This window comes from Leisingera sp. ANG-Vp, from assembly GCF_000813725.1.
Classification (GTDB): domain Bacteria; phylum Pseudomonadota; class Alphaproteobacteria; order Rhodobacterales; family Rhodobacteraceae; genus Leisingera.
In genome coordinates this window covers 1-20,368 of record NZ_JWLD01000107.1, presented here as the reverse complement: position 1 = coordinate 20,368, position 20,368 = coordinate 1, and the positions used below count along the sequence as shown (strand labels likewise).

At 65.5% G+C, this 20,368-nt stretch carries 17 protein-coding genes and 1 pseudogene; 8 read left to right on the top strand and 10 right to left on the bottom strand.

What is annotated here, in order from left to right:
• The first annotated feature begins 152 nt into the window (after positions 1–152).
• A complete protein-coding gene (locus tag RA20_RS23625) occupies positions 153–1,343 on the top strand; it encodes a hypothetical protein (protein WP_039135011.1) in 1,191 nt (396 codons plus the stop codon).
• A 33-nt stretch (positions 1,344–1,376) separates the two neighbouring features.
• Here RA20_RS23625 and RA20_RS23620 read toward each other — a convergent pair whose 3' ends face one another.
• From RA20_RS23620 to RA20_RS23595, 6 genes are read right to left on the bottom strand one after another with little or no spacing between them, the layout of a single operon-like run.
• On the bottom strand, positions 1,377–2,291 hold the full coding sequence (locus RA20_RS23620; protein WP_039135007.1) for an energy transducer TonB: 915 nt from the start codon (positions 2,289–2,291) through the stop codon (positions 1,377–1,379).
• Complete coding sequence (locus tag RA20_RS23615) at positions 2,288–2,677, bottom strand: ExbD/TolR family protein (RefSeq protein WP_039135004.1); 390 nt, start codon at positions 2,675–2,677, stop codon at positions 2,288–2,290. The genes RA20_RS23620 and RA20_RS23615 overlap by 4 nt, the downstream gene beginning before the upstream one ends.
• Positions 2,677–3,060 (bottom strand): ExbD/TolR family protein, encoded by a 384-nt coding sequence (locus tag RA20_RS23610; protein ID WP_241482324.1) that lies wholly within the window; start codon positions 3,058–3,060, stop codon positions 2,677–2,679. Before RA20_RS23610 ends, RA20_RS23615 begins: the two co-directional genes overlap by 1 nt.
• Positions 3,050–3,718, bottom strand: a complete 669-nt coding sequence (locus tag RA20_RS23605; RefSeq protein WP_039135001.1) for a MotA/TolQ/ExbB proton channel family protein — start codon at positions 3,716–3,718, stop codon at positions 3,050–3,052. The genes RA20_RS23610 and RA20_RS23605 overlap by 11 nt, the downstream gene beginning before the upstream one ends.
• Positions 3,715–4,146, bottom strand: a complete 432-nt coding sequence (locus RA20_RS23600) for a hypothetical protein (RefSeq protein ID WP_052249151.1) — start codon at positions 4,144–4,146, stop codon at positions 3,715–3,717. Before RA20_RS23600 ends, RA20_RS23605 begins: the two co-directional genes overlap by 4 nt.
• 28 nt (positions 4,147–4,174) lie before the next feature.
• Positions 4,175–6,262: a TonB-dependent receptor domain-containing protein gene (locus tag RA20_RS23595; RefSeq protein WP_193748907.1), complete on the bottom strand. Its 2,088-nt coding sequence runs from the start codon at positions 6,260–6,262 to the stop codon at positions 4,175–4,177.
• A gap of 231 nt (positions 6,263–6,493) precedes the next feature.
• On the opposite strand from RA20_RS23595, the gene RA20_RS23590 reads away from it, so the two are divergent.
• From RA20_RS23590 to RA20_RS23575, 4 genes are read left to right on the top strand one after another with little or no spacing between them, the layout of a single operon-like run.
• Positions 6,494–7,546: a hemin-degrading factor gene (locus tag RA20_RS23590; protein ID WP_039134998.1), complete on the top strand. Its 1,053-nt coding sequence runs from the start codon at positions 6,494–6,496 to the stop codon at positions 7,544–7,546.
• Positions 7,546–8,415, top strand: coding sequence for a heme/hemin ABC transporter substrate-binding protein (locus RA20_RS23585; RefSeq protein WP_039134995.1), 870 nt, complete (start codon positions 7,546–7,548; stop codon positions 8,413–8,415). Before RA20_RS23590 ends, RA20_RS23585 begins: the two co-directional genes overlap by 1 nt.
• Position 8,416: 1 nt before the next feature.
• The gene (locus tag RA20_RS23580) at positions 8,417–9,490 is read left to right on the top strand and encodes a FecCD family ABC transporter permease (RefSeq protein WP_052249150.1); all 1,074 of its coding nucleotides are present in this window, start codon (positions 8,417–8,419) and stop codon (positions 9,488–9,490) included.
• A 9-nt stretch (positions 9,491–9,499) separates the two neighbouring features.
• On the top strand, positions 9,500–10,276 hold the full coding sequence (locus tag RA20_RS23575) for a heme ABC transporter ATP-binding protein (protein WP_039134992.1): 777 nt from the start codon (positions 9,500–9,502) through the stop codon (positions 10,274–10,276).
• Between the two features lie 30 nt (positions 10,277–10,306).
• On the opposite strand, the gene RA20_RS23570 is transcribed toward RA20_RS23575, so the two are convergent.
• Both RA20_RS23570 and RA20_RS23565 read right to left on the bottom strand, forming a co-directional pair.
• Positions 10,307–13,435, bottom strand: coding sequence for an efflux RND transporter permease subunit (locus tag RA20_RS23570; RefSeq protein WP_039134989.1), 3,129 nt, complete (start codon positions 13,433–13,435; stop codon positions 10,307–10,309).
• Positions 13,436–13,438: 3 nt separating this feature from the next.
• The gene (locus tag RA20_RS23565; RefSeq protein ID WP_039134986.1) at positions 13,439–14,587 is read right to left on the bottom strand and encodes an efflux RND transporter periplasmic adaptor subunit; all 1,149 of its coding nucleotides are present in this window, start codon (positions 14,585–14,587) and stop codon (positions 13,439–13,441) included.
• 103 nt (positions 14,588–14,690) lie between these two features.
• On the opposite strand from RA20_RS23565, the gene RA20_RS23560 reads away from it, so the two are divergent.
• The gene (locus tag RA20_RS23560) at positions 14,691–15,305 is read left to right on the top strand and encodes a TetR/AcrR family transcriptional regulator (RefSeq protein WP_052249149.1); all 615 of its coding nucleotides are present in this window, start codon (positions 14,691–14,693) and stop codon (positions 15,303–15,305) included.
• On the opposite strand, the gene RA20_RS23555 is transcribed toward RA20_RS23560, so the two are convergent.
• The gene (locus tag RA20_RS23555) at positions 15,302–16,192 is read right to left on the bottom strand and encodes a LysR substrate-binding domain-containing protein (protein ID WP_039134984.1); all 891 of its coding nucleotides are present in this window, start codon (positions 16,190–16,192) and stop codon (positions 15,302–15,304) included. The genes RA20_RS23560 and RA20_RS23555 overlap by 4 nt on opposite strands.
• Positions 16,193–16,308: 116 nt before the next feature.
• Here RA20_RS23555 and RA20_RS23550 point away from each other — a divergent pair, with 116 nt between their 5' ends.
• Positions 16,309–17,850 (top strand): trimethylamine methyltransferase family protein, encoded by a 1,542-nt coding sequence (locus tag RA20_RS23550; protein WP_052249148.1) that lies wholly within the window; start codon positions 16,309–16,311, stop codon positions 17,848–17,850.
• 16 nt (positions 17,851–17,866) lie between these two features.
• Positions 17,867–18,958 carry an aminomethyltransferase family protein gene (locus tag RA20_RS23545; RefSeq protein ID WP_039134981.1) on the top strand — a complete coding sequence of 364 codons (1,092 nt, stop codon included), beginning with the start codon at positions 17,867–17,869 and terminating at the stop codon, positions 18,956–18,958.
• Between the two features lie 44 nt (positions 18,959–19,002).
• Here the strand turns inward: RA20_RS23545 and RA20_RS23540 are convergent.
• Positions 19,003–20,368, bottom strand: a pseudogene (locus RA20_RS23540) (transketolase); the annotation flags it as partial.

The following is a 20,368-nucleotide window of genomic DNA, read 5'->3' as shown; positions in this document are numbered from 1 at the left end:
GCCGGGCAGCGCCCGCCCCGCCCCGTCAAACCGGAGGTTTGCTTTCAGCAAAACGGGCGGGCGCTTCACGCCCACCCCGGGCCGGGCGCTGCCCTCAGCATTGCGTGGCAACCGGACCCACATTTTGCCAGCATGCTGGAAGGCTCACTTAGATGCTGAAACATTCACTACTCTTGTCTGCACTGCTGACCGCATCAGCGGCGCAGGCCGAGGCGCCGCGGCTCTCGGGCTACATTGGCGCCGAGGCCACCTATTTCACCAGCGAAGGCCTCTATCCGGGCCAGCTGGAAGACTTCCAGGGCAGCTTTGTCTTTGCGCCGGAACTGCGCTGGCGCTCGGACGACCGGGACACCCAAATCCGGTTCAGCGGCTTTGCCCGCTGGGACAGCGAGGACAGCAACCGCACCCACTGGGACGTGCGCGAAGCCTATATCCGCCGCCAGATGGGTGACTTTTCGGTGCTTCTGGGCGCCAACAAGGTGTTCTGGGGCGTCACCGAAAGCCGCCATCTGGTTGATGTGATCAACCAGCTCGACCTGCTGGAATACACCGACGACGACGCCCGCCTAGGCCAGCCGATGCTGGAACTGTCGCTCAGCAAGAACTGGGGCACCGTTTCGGCCTTCTTCATGACCGGTTTCCGCGAGCAGGAGTTCCCCGGCACCGGCGGCCGCCTGCGCGCACCGCTGGTGGTGGATGAAAGCGCGGCCACCTATGGCCACAGCTCCGAGGAATGGGCACCGGACACCGCCCTGCGCTATTCAAACACTTTCGGCAGCGTCGACCTCGGCCTCTCGGCCTTCCAGGGCACCTCGCGCGAACCTCTGCTGCTGCCAACTGCTGGCGGCACAGCACTGCGGCCCCATTACGCCCGCATCTGGCAGACGGGGATCGACGTGCAGTGGACTGGCGACGCAGCCCTGTGGAAGCTGGAAGCCATCCGGCGCGGCAGCGAAGAGTTCGAGACTTTTGAGGCCGCGGTCGGCGGCATCGAATACACCGTCTATCAGATCGGCGGCAGCGACGGCGACCTGGGGCTGATTGCCGAATACCTCTATGACGGCCGCGGCGCCGGGGCGCCGGTCACCGCCTTTCAGGACGACGTCTTCCTTGGCGCCCGCTGGACCGCCAATGACAGCAACGACACCAGCCTGCTGGCGGGCGGTTTTTATGACCTTGAGGACGGCTCGACCAGCTTCCGTGCCGAGTTTGAACGGCGGCTGGAGAACGGTCTGCTGCTGAAGGTCACCGGCCAGGGCTTCGGCCACACCGACGCCGCCAATCCGCTGGATGCGCTGCGCGAGGACGACTTCCTGTCGGTGTCCCTGGAGCACCATTTCTGACATCTGCCCCGGACCGCTGAGGCCCGGGGCAATTCACTTGCCCTTGATGCGCACGGAATAGGTGGTCTTGGCCCCTGCGGGCGGCGGCGGGAACGGCGCTGCCCGGCGCACCTGTGCCAGCGCAATACTGTCCAGCTTGGCAGAGCCCGAGCTTTTGGCAATCCGCGCCGACCCCAGGGCGCCGCTGCCGGTGATGGTGAAGCGCACCAGCGCCGCACCGCGGATATTCACCTTCTGCCGTTTCGCCCGCATCACCCGCCGCAGCACCTGGCCGCGGTAATTGTCTGCTGCAGCATTGCCCTGCTGCTTGGCGGCGCCTGCCGCCGACGTTGCCTGCCCCGCGTTTTTTGCTGAGGTACCCGATGCTGCGCCTGCCTGTGCATCCGCCTCAGTAGTGTTGCCGCGCCGTTGCGTCTGCCGGGGCTTCGGCTGGGGCTCAGGCACAGACGCAGGTTTGGGTTCGGGCTTGGGCTCTGGCAATGGCTTGAGGACTTCCGGCTCAGGCACGGTTTCAGCCTCTTCGAGCTGCGGCTGCTCGACAGGCTCCGCCTGGGACTGAGGCTGTACCGGCATTTCAGCCTGCTGTGTTTCCGTGGGCGCGATTTGCGCGGCGGGCAGAAGCGGTTCGGCATTGGGCACTGGAGCCTGCGCGGCCACGGTCTCTGCCTGCTGAGTTTCAGCTGCCGGCGGCTGCGCCGGTGCTGCGGGTTTCTGAACCGGCCGCGCCGCGGCCTCAGCTGTTTCAGCCTCCAGAAGCTCTCTGGCTGTCTCGGGCACATCCGTGCCCTGCACCAGATCCGCAAAGGCAAATCCTTCAGCGGCCAGCCCCGTGTTGCCGCCCGCCTGCTCTGCCTGCTCCCCGCGGGCCATATAGGCAAAACCCGCGTGTGCCGCGGCGGCAGCAAACACCGCGGCCAACGCCATCAGCCGGGATTGCGGCACCCTCATTGCAGCGCCCTTTCCGAAACCAGCAGCACCCGTTTGGCGCCCGCCGCGCGCAGTGCATTGCCCAGCTGCACCAGCTTGCGCGCAGGCAGGTCCCGGTCCGGCACAATCCGCACCGCTTCGCGGTCCTCATCAGACAAAGCCGCGGCATAAACCGCTGCATCCGGCAGCACTTCACCGCGCAGCGTAAGCCGGCCATCGGCATGCACCACCAGCGCATCCGGCGGCTCGCGGCCTTCCAGATCCTTCGCCTCGATCAGGGTCACATCCTTGTCGAGCGGCACCGCAAGCGTGCCTGCGATCATGAAGAAGATCAGCATCAGAAAGACGATGTTGATCAGCGCGATCGTCGGCTCCTTCTGCGCAGCTGCCGGCGGTTTGATGCGCATCAGCCCAGCACCAGAGTTTGCAGGTTTTCCACCTGCCGCAGCTGCGACAGCAGGTCGACGAGCCGCTGCGAGGACGCATCCTCCCCGGGGCTGATCAGAACCAGATGGCCGCCGCCCGCCTGCGGCTGCAGCTTGATAAGATCGGCGATGCGCTCCAAATCGGCAGGCTGGCCGTTCAGACTCAGACTGTCTTCATTCAGCGAGACAAACAGCATCTGCCGCTCACCGGCGCCGGCTCCCTGCCCCGCCGCCATCAGCTCTACTTCGCCGAATTTCGAGAAGGTCGAAGTCAGCATGAAGAACAGGAGCAGCAGGAATATCACGTCGATGAGCGAGGTCATCGACAGCCGCCCGCGTTTGATGCCCTGCAGCTTAACGGCCATGCGCCACCCGCAGTTCTGCATGGCTGCCGGCCTGGCCCGAAGGCGCAAAGACAACCCGCAGGGCCCGGTTGGCAAAGACCCGTTCGCGCTGCATCCGCCCGGTCAGCCAGCTGAGCACCAGCGAGGTCGGCATCGCCCCCGCCAGCCCCGCCGCAGTGGTCAAAAGCGCCACCCAGATACCGCCCGCCAGCAGCGCGGGATCCACCGAAGAACCCGCCGACTGCAGCTTCTGAAAGGCTTCGATCATGCCCAGGACGGTGCCGAACAGCCCCAGCAAAGGCGCCAGCTGCGCCACCATATCCAGGGCACCCAGCCCGCGCTCCAGTTTCGAGAACCGTTCCTCGGCCTCGGCATCCGCCCGCTCGGCCAGCAGTGGGCCGGTGCCAGCCTCCCGGCCGCCGTCCAGCGCCAGGCGCATCACCGGCACCAGATAGGATTTGCTTTGGCCAAGCTTGTGCAGGGCGGCATCAGCCTCGCCCCGGTCCCAGGCGTCCACCGCAGCGGCCAGGGCGCGGTGCTGGCCGACCCGCGCCGCGCGGTACTGCCAGATCTTGTAGAGCACCAGGGCAGTCGTCAGCACCGAGACCGCCAGCAGGAGCAGAACCACCGGGCCGCCTAGCTCCAGCACCTGTGCCAAGGCATCCTGAACAACTGTCATCCGGCCAGCTCCATCACCTTGCTGCTGAGGGTGAGCCCGCGCGAGCAGGCGCCTTCCGGCAGGCCCTCGCCCGCGCAGGTGTCAGCCCCGTTGATCAGAACCCGGCTGATGCCTTCGCAGGCCTGCGGGAACTGGAACTGCCGCACGCGCAGGCGCCCGGCAGGAAGATCCTGAAAGTCGAGAAGCGTGAGCCGCGCCACCTGCCCCCGGGCATCGAACAGGACGGTTTCATAAACCGCCTTGCCGATGTCCGCCGCGTGGGCGTTTTGCACCACAAAGGACAGCTTGCAGGCCTCGCCTGCCGGTTCGGCCGCACTCAGTTCGATGGACACCCCGGGTTTGGCGGCCCCGCCGGCCGCCGCAGAGTTTGCTGCCGCCAGCACAGCGGCCAGCAGCAGGGGTTTCACGGATTTCAGTCCAAGTGCCATGTCACACCTCTCGGGTTTTGCAATGGGATCAGAAGGTTTTGGCCAGGGTCAGCTTGAAATTCCGGCCAGCGGCATCGCGCGAATACAGGCTGGGCCGGTAGTCGCGGTCAAAGGCGTTCTCGATGCCAAAGCGGACCTCGGTGCCTTCCAGCACGCCCGACTGCGGCTTGTAGGTGGCACGCAGGTTATGCACCCCGTAACCGGCAACCGCATCGCCCGCGGCATCAAAGCCGGATTTTGCAGCCACCAGCTCCCAGCTCAGGTCCAGCGTCTCGCCAAACCGTTTGCCCAGGGTCAGGCGCAGGTCGTCGGCCGCCAGATTGCGCCAGCGCGACACGGTGCCGTTCAGGAACTCCTCGCCTTCCGGCAGGTTGGCGTTCAGATCGGCATAGAAGCCCGAGTCCAGCGCATAGCTCGCCTCGATCTCGATACCGCTGGTGTCCACTTTATCCAGCGGCACAAAGGCAAAGAACGGAGGCGTGGAAAGGGTGACGGTATCCACATAAGAGGTGATGTCGCGCAGGCGGCTCTGGTAATAGTTCACCTTCACCGCAAGGCTGTCGTTTGCGGTGAACACATCTGCCGCTGCATAAGACGCGCCGATTTCATAAGTGTCTGAGCGCTCCGACACGCCGATCCGGGCCGCGTTGTCCAGATCGTCGATGACCGGCAGGTTCTCGGTGTAGGCAGCGCTGCCGAACAGGGCAAAGCCCGAGTCAAACTCATAGCGCAGCGACAGCCCGCCCATCAAAGCAGACGCATCGTGGTTCTGCGAACCGTCGTGCGCCTCGATCTCCTGGCTTTCATAACGCAGCGCCGGAGTGGCGGTCCAACGCCCGATGGAGATTTCGTCGACCGCAAAGATAGCATAGCGCTTGGCGGTGCCGCCCGGCGCTGCGGAGGCATCAAGGCGCTCGCGCCGGCTGACCTCAACCCCGGTGCGCAGATCATGGGTCAGGGCGCCAGTGGTGAAATAGCTGCCGTTCTTGACCGTCAGTTTGGTGGTCTCATAGCGGTGGTCGGCGTCCTGGGTCGCACTGCTGAACGGATCGCCTGCAGTGCCGCTGCGAACGCAGGCCGGGTCTGCGCTGACCACGCCGCCGTCATCGCAGAAGGCGCTGCCCGCGATGTAGGACTGGTCGATCTTCTGATCCGAATAAGTCAGGTTCACGTCCAGATTGACCAGATCGTTGCCGGCCGGGTTCCACTGATAGCGGATACCAGCGACGCGGTTATCAATCCGCCTGTCGACATTGCCAAAGCTGGTGTCGGTGGTGCCGAACCCGTCATAGGGCACGTCTTTCTCATCATTCACGCTGTCATTCAGCGAGGCGGTGATCGAGTGCTCGCCCGCGTCGCCAAAGGTGTATTTGCCCTTGATCAGGTAGGAGGGCGTGCGCGACTGGGTGTTGGCGGTGAAATTGCCGTCGCCATCGTCATACTCCGCGGTGTCGCGCAGTGTGTAGTTCAGCAGCAGCTCGAAGTTTTCGGTGGGCTGCCAGGCCAGGATCGAGGATGTGGCAAAGCCTTCTCCGTTGCTGGTGGCCTGCAGGGTCTGGCGGAACCGCATGCCGATTTCGCCGCCGGTGAAATCGGAGGCGTCTTTGGTGTCCAGTTTGACAAGGCCGCCAATGATGCCGGAACCGTATTCAAAACTGCCGACGGTGCCGCGGATGACCGAGACTTCCTTGTACAGCTCCGGGTCGGTGAACAGCTGGGTGCCGATCCGGTACAGCTCCTCGGACCCGGTGGTGGCGCCGTCGATGATTACCTGAACCTTCTGGTCGGTGCCAAAGCTGCTGGTGGCGCCGAATCCGCGGATGTTGATACCCGCGCCGCGCGGCGTGTTGCCGTTCACAAGGTTCACACCAGGCACCGAGTCGATCAGTTCGCCGATTGTGCCCGCCTGCCGGTCGTCGATTTCTTCCTGGTTGATGACCGTCAGCGGCACTGCGGTGCCGGTCTGCACCTCGCGTTTGCCGGCCCCCAGCTCAACCGTGCCCAGGAAGTCCTCGTCTTCGATAACATCCTGCGCCGCCAGGCTGCCTGCACTGGCCATCAGGCCCAGCACCGACACGGTGCTCAGCAGCCGCCACCCCTTTTGGTAAGTCCCCATCTCGCGTCCCTTCGCATCTCATTCGTTCTTAGAACCGGATGCTTGCGGCAGGGCTGGCGTGGTCGTTTGTCTGGTGATTTCCGCGGAATCACAAATTCCGCTTGAGCCTGTTAATAAAGGTGATAAAAACAGTCAACAAAAATTAACACACCGTTAACCACGGTGGCCAGCCGCTGCGCTCTTTCTGCCGCCGCCAGCCCTTTCCCGGACATCCCAGCTGAAAGGGCTGACATGACAGATTCTCCGATGGCGCCGGCCGCGATCCGCGCAGCCCGTGCTGAACACTCAAACCTGCGCGACCGCGACTTTGCAGACAAGTTCGGCATTTCCGAAGGCCAGCTGGTTGCGGCCTATGCGGGCAAAGGCGTGACCCGCATTTCTGCCCATCCGGACGGCATCATGCCGCGGCTGGCGTCTTTGGGCGAAGTGATGGCGCTGACCCGCAACCCATCCTGCGTGATCGAGAAGGTCGGGGTCTACGGCAACTACCACTCCGGCCAGCACGCCTCGATGATCCTGAACGACGCCATCGACCTGCGGCTGTTCCCCAAGCATTTCGTCTCTGCCTTTGCGGTGGAGCGGCAGACGGACAAGGGCACCAAACGCTCGATACAGATCTTTGACGCGGCGGGTGATGCGGTCCACAAGGTGCATCTGCGCGAGGCCTCGGACCTGCAGGCCTGGGAGCAGCTGGTGGCAGAACTGGCGCTGCCGGAGCAGAGTCAGGACCTGACGGTGGAACCGCGCAAACCCGCCGAGCCGCCCAAGGCCAATCCGGACAAGGCCGATGCGCTGCGCCGCGAATGGGCCAGGATGACCGACACCCACCAGTTCCTGCGGCTGACCTCCAAGCTGAAGATGAACCGGCTCGGCGCCTACCGCATCGCCGGCGCCCCGCTGGCGCGGGAACTGACCCCTTCCGCAGTCAATGAGATGCTGTTTGCAGTGCGCGACCAAGGTGTCGAGGTGATGATTTTCGTAGGCAACATGGGCTGCATCGAGATCCACGGCGGCCCCGTGAAGACCCTGCGCGAGATGGGGCCCTGGCAGAACATCCTCGACCCCGGCTTCGATCTGCACCTGCGGCTCGATCATATTGCCGAGGTCTGGGCGGTCACCAAACCCACCCAGCGCGGCGACGCCGTTTCGGTCGAGGCCTTTGACGCCGATGGCGGCATTATCTTCCAGGTCTTCGGCCGCCGCACCGAAGCCAAGGACCACCGCCCGGAATGGAACACCATCGTCGAAAGCCTCACCTCCCTGCCCGCAAAGGAGACCGCGTGATGTCCTTGTTTTCCCGCCTCTATCTGGGTCTGAACCTGATCATCGCTGCAGTTTTTGCCGGCCACATGGCGCTGGCGGAGGCGCCCGGCCGCATCGTTTCGGTTGGCGGCGCGGTGACCGAGATCGTCTATGCCCTGGGCCAGCAGCACCGGCTGATCGCTCGCGACACCACCTCCACCTACCCTGAAGCAGCGGCCCAGCTGCCCGATATCGGCTACCAGCGCGCGCTGGCGCCCGAAGGCGTTCTATCGGTAGCGCCGGATCTGATCCTGGCCACCGAAGGCGCCGGGCCGCCGGAAACTCTGGAGGTACTGAAAGAAGCCCAGGTCGCGCTTGTCAGCGTGCCGGAGATTTACACAGCGGAAGGCATCGCCGAAAAAATCCGCATTGTCGGCACCGCCCTGGGGCAGGAGGCAGCAGCCCAGGCCCTGGCGCAAGACGTGATCCGCGAAGTGGCCGAGGCGCAGGCCAAGGCCGCGCAGGCAGCAAACGGCACCCCCAGGAAAGTGCTGTTTGTGCTGTCGGTACGCGGCGGCAGGGTGATGGCCGGCGGCAGCAGCTCGGCCGCGGATGCCATCATCCGCCTCGCAGGCGGCGTCAACGCCGCCGCCGGTTTCGAGGGCTACAAGCCGATGACCGACGAGGCCATTGCCGAGGCCGCCCCCGATGTCATCCTGCTTATGACCCGCGGCGGCGACCATGGCGTCAGCACCGAGGAATTGCTGGCGATTCCGGCGATCCAGCCGACCCCGGCAGCACAGAACGGCGCCATTGTCCGGATGAACGGGCTGCATCTTGTCGGCTTTGGACCGCGCACCGCCTCGGCCATTGCGCAGCTGAGCGCGGAATTCTACGGCGGAGGGAGCTGACATGTCGCTGGCCATTGACGCTCCTGCTGCGGCCGGCGTGACGGACCGCCGGGTTCAGGCCCGGCGCCTGACCGCTGTGCTGGCAGCTCTGCTGGCGGTGATGTCGGTGTTTTCGCTGGCTTGGGGCGCCTCGGGCGCCTCGCTCTGGGGCGCGCTCACCGATCTGGCAGCGGGGCGCGAACTGAGCCGGCTGGACCAGATCATCCTGTTTGATATCCGGCTGCCGCGCATGTTCATGGGGTTGCTGGTCGGTGCGGCGCTCGCGGTTTCCGGGACGCTGCTGCAGGGGCTGTTCCGCAATCCGCTGGCCGATCCGGCGATTGTTGGCGTCAGCGCCGGCGCCGGCCTGGCGGCGGTGGCTGCCATCGTGCTGGGCACGGCGCTGCCGGCGGCGGTCCAGCAGGCGGCCGGCGGCTATCTGGTGTCCATCGCTGCGTTTCTGGGCAGCTGGGTTGCCATCATGATCCTCTACCGGATCTCCACCCGCGGCGGCCAGACCTCTGTGGCCACCATGCTGCTGGCGGGCATCGCCATCAGCGCGCTGGCCAATGCCGGCACCGGCATGATCACCTATATGGCCGATGACGCGCAGCTGCGCGACCTGACGTTCTGGAACATGGGCTCGCTGGCCGGCGCCACCTGGACCAAAGTCCTGGCTGCCGCGCCTGTGATCTGCGCGGCGCTGCTGGCGGCCCCTTTCCTGGCCCGCGGCCTGAACGGCCTGGCCCTGGGCGAAGCCGCCGCCGGCCACATCGGCATCCCGGTGCAGCGGGTCAAGAACATCGCCATCCTGGCCATCGCCGCCGCCACCGGCGCCGCTGTTGCGGTCTCGGGCGGCATCGGATTTGTCGGCATCGTGGTGCCGCATCTGCTGCGCCTCGCCACCGGCCCGGACCACCACAGCCTGCTGCCCAACGCAGCCCTGCTAGGTGCTTCTCTGCTGATCGGCGCCGATATGATCTCCCGCGTGATTGTTGCCCCGGCCGAGCTCCCGATCGGCATCATCACTGCCGTGCTGGGCGCGCCGTTCTTCCTGTGGATCCTGCTGCGCCGCTTCGGCCACATGGGGATTTGAGGGATCGTCATGCAAGCTTTTGATATCACTGTAACCCTTGGCCGCCGCACCATCCTGCACGGGGTGGATTTCGAGGCAAAACCCGGCGAGGTCACCGCCATCGCAGGCCCCAACGGTTCCGGCAAGACCACGCTGCTGCGGGCAATGACCGGTGAGGTGCCTTTCACCGGCCGGGTGCTGCTGAACGGCCGGGACACCAGCACCATGAAACCCTGGGAGCTGGCCGCCATCCGCGCGGTGCAGCCGCAGTCCGCCGCCATTGCCTTCCCGTTCACAGTGCTGGAAATCGTCCGCCTCGGCCTCTCCGCCGGGCTGGCCGCAGCAGACAGCGCATTGCCGCTCAGGGCCCTGGAGCAGGTGGATCTGGCGGGCTATGCGGGCCGTTTCTACCAGGACCTCTCAGGCGGCGAGCAGCAGCGGGTGCAGCTGGCCCGGGTGCTGGCCCAGGTCTGGGAGCCCATGGCGGAGGGCACCCCCCGCTGGCTGATCCTGGATGAACCGGTTGCCAGCCTTGATATCGGCCACCAGTTTACTGTGATGGATCTGGCCCGCAGCTATGCCGCCCGCGGCGGCGGCGTTGTGGCGGTGATGCATGACCTGAATCTGACGGCCATGTTTGCCGACCGGATCACGCTGGTTCATGCGGGCACGGTTGCCGCCGCAGGCACGCCTCAGGAGGTGCTGACCAATCATACACTGCAGCATGTCTATGGCTGCCCCGTCCCGGTGAACACCGCACCCCCGCCCGGCGTGCCGTTCCTGCTGCCGCAGGCCCGCCCGGCCTGAGCCCACCGCCATCCTGTCCGGCACGCCGGCTCACGCCGCACTTCCGGCGTGCCTTTCCCGGCTACTATCCGCCCGGAAAATGCTGATCACGTCCTCGGCAATGGCGATCAGCACCGGCACAAGGATCAGCATCAGTGCGGTGCCGAACAGCTCGCCAAAGGCCAGCGAGACCGCCGCCGGGATCAGGTACTGCGCCTGCTCCGAGGTTTCCGACAAGAGCGGCAGCAAACCAATGACGGTGGTGGCGGTGGTCAGGAAGATCGCCTGAAAGCGCCCAATCCCGGCCTGATGCAGGGCGCTGGCAACAGGCTCGCCTTCACCGCGGGCCTGATTGTAGCGGGTGATCATCACCAGGCTGTCGTTCACGATGACGCCGGTGAGGGCGAGCATGCCGAAGAACGACAGGATCGACAGCGGCACATCCATGATCAGATGCCCCACCGCAGCGGCGACAAAGCCAAAGGGCACGATGGCGAGGATCACAAAAGGCTGCCAGTAGCTTTTGAGCGGCACTGCCATCAGCACATAGATCAGCACCGCAGCCAGCAGCAGCGCCCGCAGCAAGCCGCCGCGGATCTCGCCCATCTCCTCCAGCTCGCCCCCGGCAGCCACTTTGACGCTTGGGTATTTGGCGGCGAGCTGCGGCACCAGCTGTTCAAAGACAGCCTGTCCGATTTCCTCAGGCGCCACCACCGAGCGGTCGACGGTGGCCGCCACGGTATTGACCCGGCGCCCGTCGCGGCGGTGGATCGCGCCGGAGACATAGCTGCCTTCGATATCAGCGACGATGCCCAGCGGCACCCAGGCGCCGGTGCTGCTGCGCAGGCGCAGCTGCATCAGATCACTGATGGTGTCGCGCGCCGTGCGGGCATTTTGCACCAGCACCCGGACCTCACCCCCGCCGCGGCGGATGCGGGCCACTTCAGCGCCGCCAAAGCCGTTGCCGATCTGGCTCGCCAGGGTCTCAGCGGTGAAGCCGAGGCTGCGGGCGTCGGGGCGCAGGCGCAGCTTCAGCTCGGGCTGCCCGCCGGCCATCCCGTCGCGGATATTGGCGACCCCTTCGATACCACCAAGGAAGCGGCGCATCTCTGCGCTGGCCTGACGCAGCAGGTCCTCGTCCTTGGACATCAGCCGGATGCGGAAGCCGCCCGCCAGTTCCTTGGAGCCGGTGAACTCCAGCTCGGTTGCGCCCTCCACGGCACCGGTGCGTTCGCGCCACAACCGGACCACGTCCAGGATCGACACCTGCGGGCGGTCGGCCACCGGCAGCATCTCGGCATAGATCTGGGCGCTGCCTGCGCTGTTGATGATGGTGAAGAAGGTTTTGACCGGCGGGGTCTCCATCCCCGCCTGCTCGGCCAGCTCCCGGTTCAGCGCATGGCCTGCGGCCTCGATCCGGTCGACATTGGCGCGGGTCAGGGCAAAGGGCGCGCGGGCGTCCATTTCCAGGTTCACGGTGATCACCTGGCCCGGCACCTCGGGGAAGAAAACGGTGCGGACCTTGCCCTTGACCATCAGCCCCAGGCCCAAAGCAGCCGCCGCGATGAACAGCACCAGCACCGCATAGCGGTAGGTGACCGATACTACGAGAACCGGGTGGTAAACCCGGTCGCGGACCCAATAAAGCCCGCCCCGTGCGCCGTCCTGCACATGCCCCCACAGGCGGCTGAGAAGATAACGGCGGCGCGGCGCCAGCGGCACCTGCGCCAGATGCGCGGGCAGGATGAACTTGCTTTCGATCAGCGAGAAGATCAGCGCCAGGATCACGATCCCCGAGAACCCCGCCATCGCCTTGCCCAGCGGGTTGTCGATCAGCAGCATCGGGAAGAAGGCGGCAATGGTGGTCAGCACGCCGAAAACGGTGGCCACCGCAACCTTGTGCACGCCTTTTTCGGTGCTCTCAACCGGGTCCTTCACCTTGCGGCGTTCCTCGAACACGCTTTCACCGACCACCACCGCGTCGTCGACCAGGATCCCAAGCGCCAGGATCAGGCCGAATGTGGTCACATCGTTCAGCGAGTAATCCACCCATTTCGAGCCCGCGACCGCAATCGCCCCCATCACCGAGACCGGAATGCCCATGGCCACCCAGAACGCCAGCCGCACATTCAGGAACACCGACAGCATCAGCGCCACCAGGATCAGCCCCTGCACCCCGTTGGATTTGAGCAGCGCCAGCCGGTCGGCAATATAGCCTGCACTGTCGCCCCAGACTTCGGCCTGAACCGAGGGCGGCAGCTGGCGTTCAAAGTCCTTGACCACGCGGCGGACAACCCGGCTGATCTCCAGCAGGTTTTCCTTCTGCCCGACCAGGACCTCCATGCCGACGGTGGGGCTGCCGTTGAGGCGGAACAGGAAGTCTCCCTCCAGATAGCCGTCCTCGATAGTGGCAATGTCGCGCAGCGGCACCTGCGAGCCGTCATCGCGCTCGATCACCGGCAAGGCGCCATATTCCGGCGCATAGCGGGCACGGTTGTCGGCGCGCAGGTGGATGGTGCCGCCCTCGGTGCGCAGCTGGCCCGCCTGAAAGGTCAAAGAGTTGGACTGGATTGCAGCAGCCACATCGCTGACAGTCAGCCCGTACTGGCGCAGCCGTTCCGGATCGGCCTCAATCCGCAATTCGCGCGGGATCAGGCCCCAGATTTTCAGCCGCGACAGCTCCGGCTGGGCCAGCAGCTCCTCCTTCAGGCGCTGCGCCAGGGTCTGCAGGGTGGCCGGGTCGGCTGCCCCATGCAGGTTCACGTAGAGCGCTGGGAAATCAAATCCCGACGCCTCGATCACCGGGCGGCGGGCCTTGTCCGGCAGATCGATCAGCCCGTCGATGCGGATGCGCACCCGGTCCAGCACCGCCTGCAGTTTCTCGCCGCCCGCACGCCGGACCGAAATGGTGCTGAGGCCATTGGCCGACAAAGAGGTGATGCTGCGCACGCCCTCCAGGCCCTCCAGCGCCTGTTCCACTTTCTGCGTCACCAGCTCATCCACCTGGCCCGCAGTGGCACCGGGGTATTCGATGGAGATCTCGACGCTTTCCGGCGGGATGCGCGGAAAGCCCTCGATGCGGATCGACATCAAGGTCTGCACCCCAAGGAACAGGATCAGCGCCATCATCAGGTTGGCAGCGACAGGATTGCGGATGAACCAGGCAGTCAGAGCGCGCATGGGTCAGCCCTCCGCCGGTTTCGGGCTGACGCGCTGGCCCGGCAGGAAGGAGGCCAGCGGCGTTCTCGCCACCCGCCAGGGGCCGACGCCTTCGGGCGCGGCAATGGTAATTGTGCCCTGGCTCCGAAACAGCACCTTGGGCGTGATCCTTTGCAGCAGGCTTTCGCCGCCAACCAGCCAGACATGCCCGGCCCGGGTCAGAGTGCTTTCCGGCAGCGTCAGGGTTCCGGAAAGCACCCGCCCGCGGAAAGCCACGCGCAGGAAGTCGCCCGCCAGAACCCCGTCCTGCGGCTCCGCCACATCCAGAAAGATCCGCATCTGCCGCGTTTTCGGATCCAGGAAACCGCCGCCCCGGCGGATCCGGGCCTGCCCCAGCGGGCGGCCATCCCGGTGGAAAAGATCCGCCATCTGACCGCTGAGCGGCTGTTCCAGCAGGCTCCAATCCTCCTGGCTCAGCTGGGCGGTGATTTCGAACTGATGATCGTCGGACAGCTGCAGCAAAGGGTCGCCCGCACTGACGGTCTGACCCAGGCTGGCCAGCCGCCGGGTGACAAAGCCGGAGAACGGCGCGGTGACCGCAGTATCCTCCAGCTCGCGCAGCGCCGCCTGCAGCCGGGCCTCAGCCGACGCCACATTCCGCTCGGCAATCCGCAGCTGCGGCAGATGCAGCGCCAGGTCGTTCGGCGGGCTGGCCCCGTCGCGGGCAAACTGCCGCTTGGCGACGGTCACCTTGTTGCGGGCCTGCAGCAGGGTGAGCCTGGCCTGCTCCAGTGCCAGCTCGGCCGCGGCAACAGCCGTATCGTAACGGGTTTTCTCTATGGAAAACAAAGGCGTGCCTTCGGCCACCCTGGTCCCGGCCAAGGCCCCTTCGTGCACCATCAGGATCCGCCCGGACACGGCAGAGCGCAGTTCCGCATCCCAGCGCGGACGCAGCTCTGCAAAGACGGAAACAACAGCCCGGGCCGGGCCGGCGGCGGCCGTCAGAACCGAGACCTGCGGGGCAGGCGGCGGCGCGGCTGCAGCCTCCACATCCGCGGTGTCTTCGGTTTCAAACAGCAGCAGGACCACCGCTGCCAGCACCATCACCGACAGCACCAGCCACAGCCACTGCCGCCCGCGGGAGGCCGGGGTTTCCTTTGTTGCGTCCGTCATGGCCAGCCCTTTCCGCCGTCATCAGAATCCCGCAGCGTCTTGCAAGCCGCGGCTATTCCGCATATACAATGAACGATCGTTCGTTCAAGAGGGAGCGCCGAAAATGCCGGCCGGGGAAAACGAAGCCGCATCCAAACGCGACAAGGCCATCGCCCAGCGGCGGGCCCAAATCCTGGAGGCTGCGCTCGAGTGCTTTCTGGAAAACGGCTACCATCAGACCGGGGTGCGCGACATTGCAAAGAAAGCCGGGGTGAGCCTCGGCAATCTCTACAACCATTTTCCCGGCAAACACGACGTGCTGGCCGAGATCGCGGCGCTGGAGCGGCTTGAGATGGCCCCGTTCCTAAAAACCCTGGCCAAACCCGCCCCTGCGCCCAAGGTGCTGGAGAAATTTCTGACCGCCTACGCCAAATACCTGGCGGACCCGGATACCGTGATCCTGACGCTGGAAATCTCCGGCGAGGCCATCCGCAAACCCGATATCGCCGCGATGTTCATGGAGAACCGGGACCAGCTGGCGGCCGCCCTCACCGCAGTTCTGAAGCGGGGCATTGCGGAGGGAGATCTGCGCGCTCTGCCTGACCCGCAGGAAACGGCGCATCTGATCATCGAGGCGGCAGAGGGCAGCGCCTACCGCTGCGTGCTGAGCAAAGTCCCGATGCGCAAGGCGCTGAAAGGGCTGCAGGATTTCGTGTCTGCTGCGGTTCTGCCCCGCTAGGTTCCTGCCAAGGGCGGCTGCTGGCCCTGCAGCCAGCCGGTAAAGGCCTGGACGCTTTTCTGCGCCCCGCCCCGCCGCGGGCGGGCCAAAAAATAGCCGTAGTCCTGCAGCGCGTGCGGTGACAGGCGGAACAATTTGCCTTCCTCCATCTCGCGCGCAATCAGGGAATCCATCAGCGCGATGCCCTGGCCGTCTATCACCGCCTGCACCCGGACATTCGGGTCAGGGATGATCAAAGTGTCTCGGCGGGCCTGATGCGGCAGGTTTGCCGTGTCCTGCCACTCGGTCCAGGCATTGCTGTCATCATGGTCGCGCAGCAAAGTGAAGGTGGACACCGCCTGTTCCCAGCCAAGCCTCTCCACCCGTTCCAGCGCCGCGGCATTTCCGACGGGAAAGGCCGGGCAGGGCAAGAAGGGGATGATCTCGCAGTCGTCCCACTGCCCGCTGCCCCAGCGGATGGCAATGTCGACGCCCTGCGCTTCCAGGTCAAACAGCCGGATCATCGGCTGCAGCCGCAGCTGGATGTCCGGGTGATCCTGCATGAAGGCCATCAGCCGCGGCGACAGCCAGCGGGCGGCGAAATAGGTGGAGACACCCACCGTCAAGGTTCTGGTGGACAGCCCCTTGAGGGCCAGGATTTCGGCCTCGATCTCTTCATAGTGGCTTTGGCAGGCGGCCAGCAGCTTGAGCCCGCCCGGCGTCAGCTCCACCCCGCGGGCGCTGCGCTGAAACAGGGCAAACCCCAGATCCATCTCCAGCGTTTTGACCTGATAGCTGACCGCGCCTTTGGTCATGTTCAGCGCCTCCGCCGCATCGGAAAAACTCCGGTAGCGGGCGATCTCGGCAAACAGGCGCAGGCTGTCATGGTGGCGGAATTCTACAGGCATGGCCTTAGCGTATAAATTTCCTGAACGCTTAGAGCAAATAAAATCGATTGTTGAACTGGCGGATTCCTAAAATATGAGCCCTGCAACATTGTCAGGGAGGGGCTCCGTTGGGAAATATGAACACTCAGACCCATATCACCCAGCGCGGAAAATCGCGCAGAGGACGGCTGACCCGGCACAATGCGCCGCAGGCAACACCAGTGTACCAGCGCCGCAAGATCCCTGCGTACGGCCTGCTGGACGAGACCGCACTTCTGCGCATCGAAGCCCAGGCGGACTGGATCCTGGAACACATCGGCATTGAATTCCGCGGCGACGGCACGGCGCTGGCGCTTTTTGCCGAAGCCGGAGCCCGTGTCGACGGCGTCCGGGTCCGCTTTGCGCCGGGCCATGTCCGGCAGCTTTGCGAAACCGCCCCTGCCGAGTTCCAGCTGCACGGCCGCGATCCAGCCCGCACGGTCACGCTGGGCGGAGACAATCTGGTGCTGATGCCCGGCTACGGCTCGCCCTTTGTCAGCGACCTGGACCAGGGGCGCCGCTATGCCACGCTGGAGGACTTCGGAAGTTTTGTGAAGCTTGCCCATAGGTCGCCCGCCCTGCATCACTCCGGCGGCACCGTGGTCGAGCCGACGGATATCCCGGTGAACAAGCGCCATCTGGATATGATGCTGGCGCATCTGACCCTGTCGGACAAACCCTTCATGGGCGGCGTCACCTCGGCGCAGGCCGCCAAGGACAGTGTCGAAATGGCCCGGCTGGCCTTTGGCGCCGAGTTTCTGGACCGGAACGCGGTGATGCAGGCCAATATCAACGTCAACTCGCCGCTCATCTATGACGAGGTGATGTCGGCTTCCTTGCGCATCTATGCAGAGGCCAACCAATGCGTCTGCATCTCGCCCGCCATCTTTGCCGGCGCCATGGGGCCGCTCTCCCCCGCCGCCACCGCTGCCCAGACCCTGGCCGAGGCGATGGTTGGCATTGCTCTGACGCAACTGGTGCGCCCCGGCTGCCCGGTGGTCTTCGGCAGTTTCCACTCCTCGATGAACCTGCGCACCGGCGCGCTGACCTTCGGCTCTCCGGAAGCCAACCTCACCACCATGGCGCTCAGCCAGCTGGGCCGCAGGCTGGGGGTGCCGGTGCGCTCGGGCGGCGGCCAGGTCACGGCTTCCAATGCCGCCGACGGCCAGGCCATGCAGGACAGCACCGGTGCGATGTGGGCGACGCTTCTATCCGGCGGCCACCAGGTTTGGCACGCGGCGGGCTGGCTCGAAGGCGGGCTGGTGATGTCCTACGAGAAGTTCGTAATGGACCTCGACCACTGCGGCGCCATGCTGAAGATGCTGCAGGGATTCACCACCGATGACGAGGCCTTTGGCCGCGATGCCTACGGCGAGGCGGGACCGGGCGAGAACTTCCTCTCAACCGGCCACACCCTGCGCCACTACACCACCGCCAACTTCGAACCTCAGGTGCCTGAGGCAGGCCCTTATGAGACCTGGGACGAGAGCGGCCGCCAGACCGCAGACCAGCGCGCCGCGGCCCGCTGGCGGCAGATGCTGGCGGAGTATCAGCCGCCGGCAATGCCGGAAACCACCCGCACAGCCCTGAACGAATTCGTGGCGGCGCGCAAAGCCGCCATGCCCGACGAATGGTATTAAGAAAGGACAACTGAAGATGACCGAAGAACTGAGCCGCCCCTCGGCGCTTGCCTCCCGCCACACCGCCCTGGGATCGGGGCTGGAGGACTGGAACGGCATGGGCACCGCCTGGAGCTACAGCACCGACCCGAACGACGAGCACGACGCGGTGCGCGAACATGCCGGCATGTTCGACATGTCGCCGCTGAAAAAGGTCTTTGTCCGCGGCAAGGATGCACTGGCCGTGCTGGACCACCTGACCACCCGCGACCTGTCCAAACTTGCGCCGGGCAAAGCCGCCTACCTCTGCGTGCTGACCGATGCGGGCGGCATTGCCGATGACGCCATTGTCTCAAACAACGGCGGCGATGAGTGGATGATCGTGCATGGCTCCGGCGGCACCATGGCGCTGCTCGCAGCCTCTGCCCAAGGCCGCGACGTCTGGCTGGAATTCACCGACGACCTGCACGACGTCTCTGTCCAGGGCCCCGCCGCGCTGGAGATCCTGAACACCCATTGCGATACCGACCTGGCTGCTCTCGGCTACTTCGAACACGCCCCTGCCACCCTGTTCGGCCATGCCTGCCGGATCTCGCGCACCGGATATTCGGGCGAGCGCGGGTATGAGATTTTTGCCAGTGCCGCAGTGGTCACGGATATCTGGGACAAGCTGGCAGAGGCTGGCGTGATGCCCTGCTCCTTCACTGCGCTCGACAAGGTGCGGATCGAGGCGGGGCTGCTGTTTTACGGCTACGACATGACTGAGGAGCATACGCCCTGGGAGGGCGGTCTCGGCTTCACCGTCAGCAGCGCCAAGGGCGATTTCCGCGGCAAGGATGCGGTGATGGCGGCGAAAGGCCGTGAGAAGATCAGCAATGTCTGCCTCGATATCAACCACTCAGACATGGTTGAGGGCGGCGAGACCCTGCTGCTGGACGGTGAGGAAATCGGGGTGGTCAACAGCCCCTGCTATTCGCACCGGTTAGGCAAATCGCTGGCACTGGCCCATATCCGCCCGGGGATCGCAGCCGGAGCTGTCCTGCAGGTCAAAAGCGAGGCGCTGGACACCACGGCCACCGTTGTGAACAGCCCCGTCTACGATCCGCAAAAGACCCGCACCCACGGCTGACCGTGGCAAGGCCGGAGCGCAGCTCTCCGCTCCGGCCAAACTCATCAGCCGTGGCTCACCGGCATCAGCGCCGCCGTGCGCCCTGCAGTCAGACCGCCCACGGATTTCACAATCGCCTCCCGGTCGATCCGGAAATGCCGCGACAGGTCGCCAATGGTGCCGGTCTGGCCGAAATGCTCCACCCCATGCGGGATCGTCTTGTGGCCGGCAACTGCGCCCAGCCAGGCCAGCGTTGCCGGATGGCCGTCGATCACGGTGACCAGCGTGCAGTGGTCAGGCAGATCCCCCAGCAGCCGCTCGATATGCGACAGCGCCGCCGGATTGCCGCGGGCGCGCTCCCGCTGGGCAGCGGTCCAGCCCGCGTTCAGCCGGTCCGCCGAGGTGACAGCCAGCACCCCCACATCGCGGCGCACCTCGCCAATCATGCCGGCCGCGGCAATCGCCTCATCGGCAACCGCGCCCTGATAGGCGATCACAACCGAGCAGTTGGGCCCGGGCTTGCGCAGCCAGTAGGCGCCATCAATTGCACCCTGGCGGAAATCCTCATCCGCCCGCTTGCCCGGCTGCTCCAGCGGCTTGGTGCTGAGCCGCAGATAGACCGAACCGCCGGTTTCATCCCGCAGCCAGGTGCGCTCATCCGGGTCGCCCTCGCCATCGCGCTGCAGATAGCCAAAGGCCCATTCCATGATCACCGCCAGCTCATCGGCAAAAGCAGGCTCAAAGGCCGCCAGCCCGTCCTGGCTCATCCCGATCAGGGGCGTGCCGATCGACTGATGCGCGCCGCCTTCGGGCGCCAGCGTGACACCCGAGGGCGTGCCCGCAATCATAAAGCGCGCGTCCTGGTAGCAGGCATAGTTCAGCGCATCGAGGCCGCGGCAGACAAAGGGGTCATAGACCGTGCCCACCGGGATCACCCGCTTGCCCCACAGGCTGTGCGCCAGCCCGGCAGCCCCCAGCAGCAGGAACAGGTTCATCTCGGCAATGCCCAGCTCCAGATGCTGGCCGTCCGGGGCAAAGTTCCATTTCGCGGTCGAGGGGATGCGGTGCTCAATAAAGGCATCCTTCTGCGCCTCGCGTGCAAACAGCTTGCGCCGGTTCACCCAGGGCCCCAGCCCGGTGGTGCCGGTCACATCCGGCGAGGTGGTCAGGATCCGCGACGCCAATTCGCTTTCGCCCCGGGCCAGCGCGTCCATGATCTTGCCAAAGGCCATCTGGGTCGAGATTTCGCGGGTGGTGTCCACCGCCACCGCAGGCACCGCCAAGGGCGCTTCGGAATAGCGCCGCGGGCCCTCGGCAAAAAACGGCACCTGCCCTAGGAACGCCTGCAGCGCAGAGACATCCCCAACAGTTGCAAAAGGCTCCCACTCCTGCCCCTCCGGCACCCCCATATGGGCCTGCCACTCTGCCATC

Bases quoted from the DNA above. Each gene is read 5' to 3' on its own strand.
- RA20_RS23625 (WP_039135011.1), top strand. From the start codon at position 153: ATGCTGAAACATTCACTACTCTTGTCTGCACTGCTGACCGCATCAGCG.
- RA20_RS23620 (WP_039135007.1), bottom strand. From the start codon at position 2,291: ATGAGGGTGCCGCAATCCCGGCTGATGGCGTTGGCCGCGGTGTTTGCT.
- RA20_RS23615 (WP_039135004.1), bottom strand. From the start codon at position 2,677: ATGCGCATCAAACCGCCGGCAGCTGCGCAGAAGGAGCCGACGATCGCG.
- RA20_RS23610 (WP_241482324.1), bottom strand. From the start codon at position 3,060: ATGGCCGTTAAGCTGCAGGGCATCAAACGCGGGCGGCTGTCGATGACC.
- RA20_RS23605 (WP_039135001.1), bottom strand. From the start codon at position 3,718: ATGACAGTTGTTCAGGATGCCTTGGCACAGGTGCTGGAGCTAGGCGGC.
- RA20_RS23600 (WP_052249151.1), bottom strand. From the start codon at position 4,146: ATGGCACTTGGACTGAAATCCGTGAAACCCCTGCTGCTGGCCGCTGTG.
- RA20_RS23595 (WP_193748907.1), bottom strand. From the start codon at position 6,262: ATGGGGACTTACCAAAAGGGGTGGCGGCTGCTGAGCACCGTGTCGGTG.
- RA20_RS23590 (WP_039134998.1), top strand. From the start codon at position 6,494: ATGACAGATTCTCCGATGGCGCCGGCCGCGATCCGCGCAGCCCGTGCT.
- RA20_RS23585 (WP_039134995.1), top strand. From the start codon at position 7,546: ATGTCCTTGTTTTCCCGCCTCTATCTGGGTCTGAACCTGATCATCGCT.
- RA20_RS23580 (WP_052249150.1), top strand. From the start codon at position 8,417: ATGTCGCTGGCCATTGACGCTCCTGCTGCGGCCGGCGTGACGGACCGC.
- RA20_RS23575 (WP_039134992.1), top strand. From the start codon at position 9,500: ATGCAAGCTTTTGATATCACTGTAACCCTTGGCCGCCGCACCATCCTG.
- RA20_RS23570 (WP_039134989.1), bottom strand. From the start codon at position 13,435: ATGCGCGCTCTGACTGCCTGGTTCATCCGCAATCCTGTCGCTGCCAAC.
- RA20_RS23565 (WP_039134986.1), bottom strand. From the start codon at position 14,587: ATGACGGACGCAACAAAGGAAACCCCGGCCTCCCGCGGGCGGCAGTGG.
- RA20_RS23560 (WP_052249149.1), top strand. From the start codon at position 14,691: ATGCCGGCCGGGGAAAACGAAGCCGCATCCAAACGCGACAAGGCCATC.
- RA20_RS23555 (WP_039134984.1), bottom strand. From the start codon at position 16,192: ATGCCTGTAGAATTCCGCCACCATGACAGCCTGCGCCTGTTTGCCGAG.
- RA20_RS23550 (WP_052249148.1), top strand. From the start codon at position 16,309: ATGAACACTCAGACCCATATCACCCAGCGCGGAAAATCGCGCAGAGGA.
- RA20_RS23545 (WP_039134981.1), top strand. From the start codon at position 17,867: ATGACCGAAGAACTGAGCCGCCCCTCGGCGCTTGCCTCCCGCCACACC.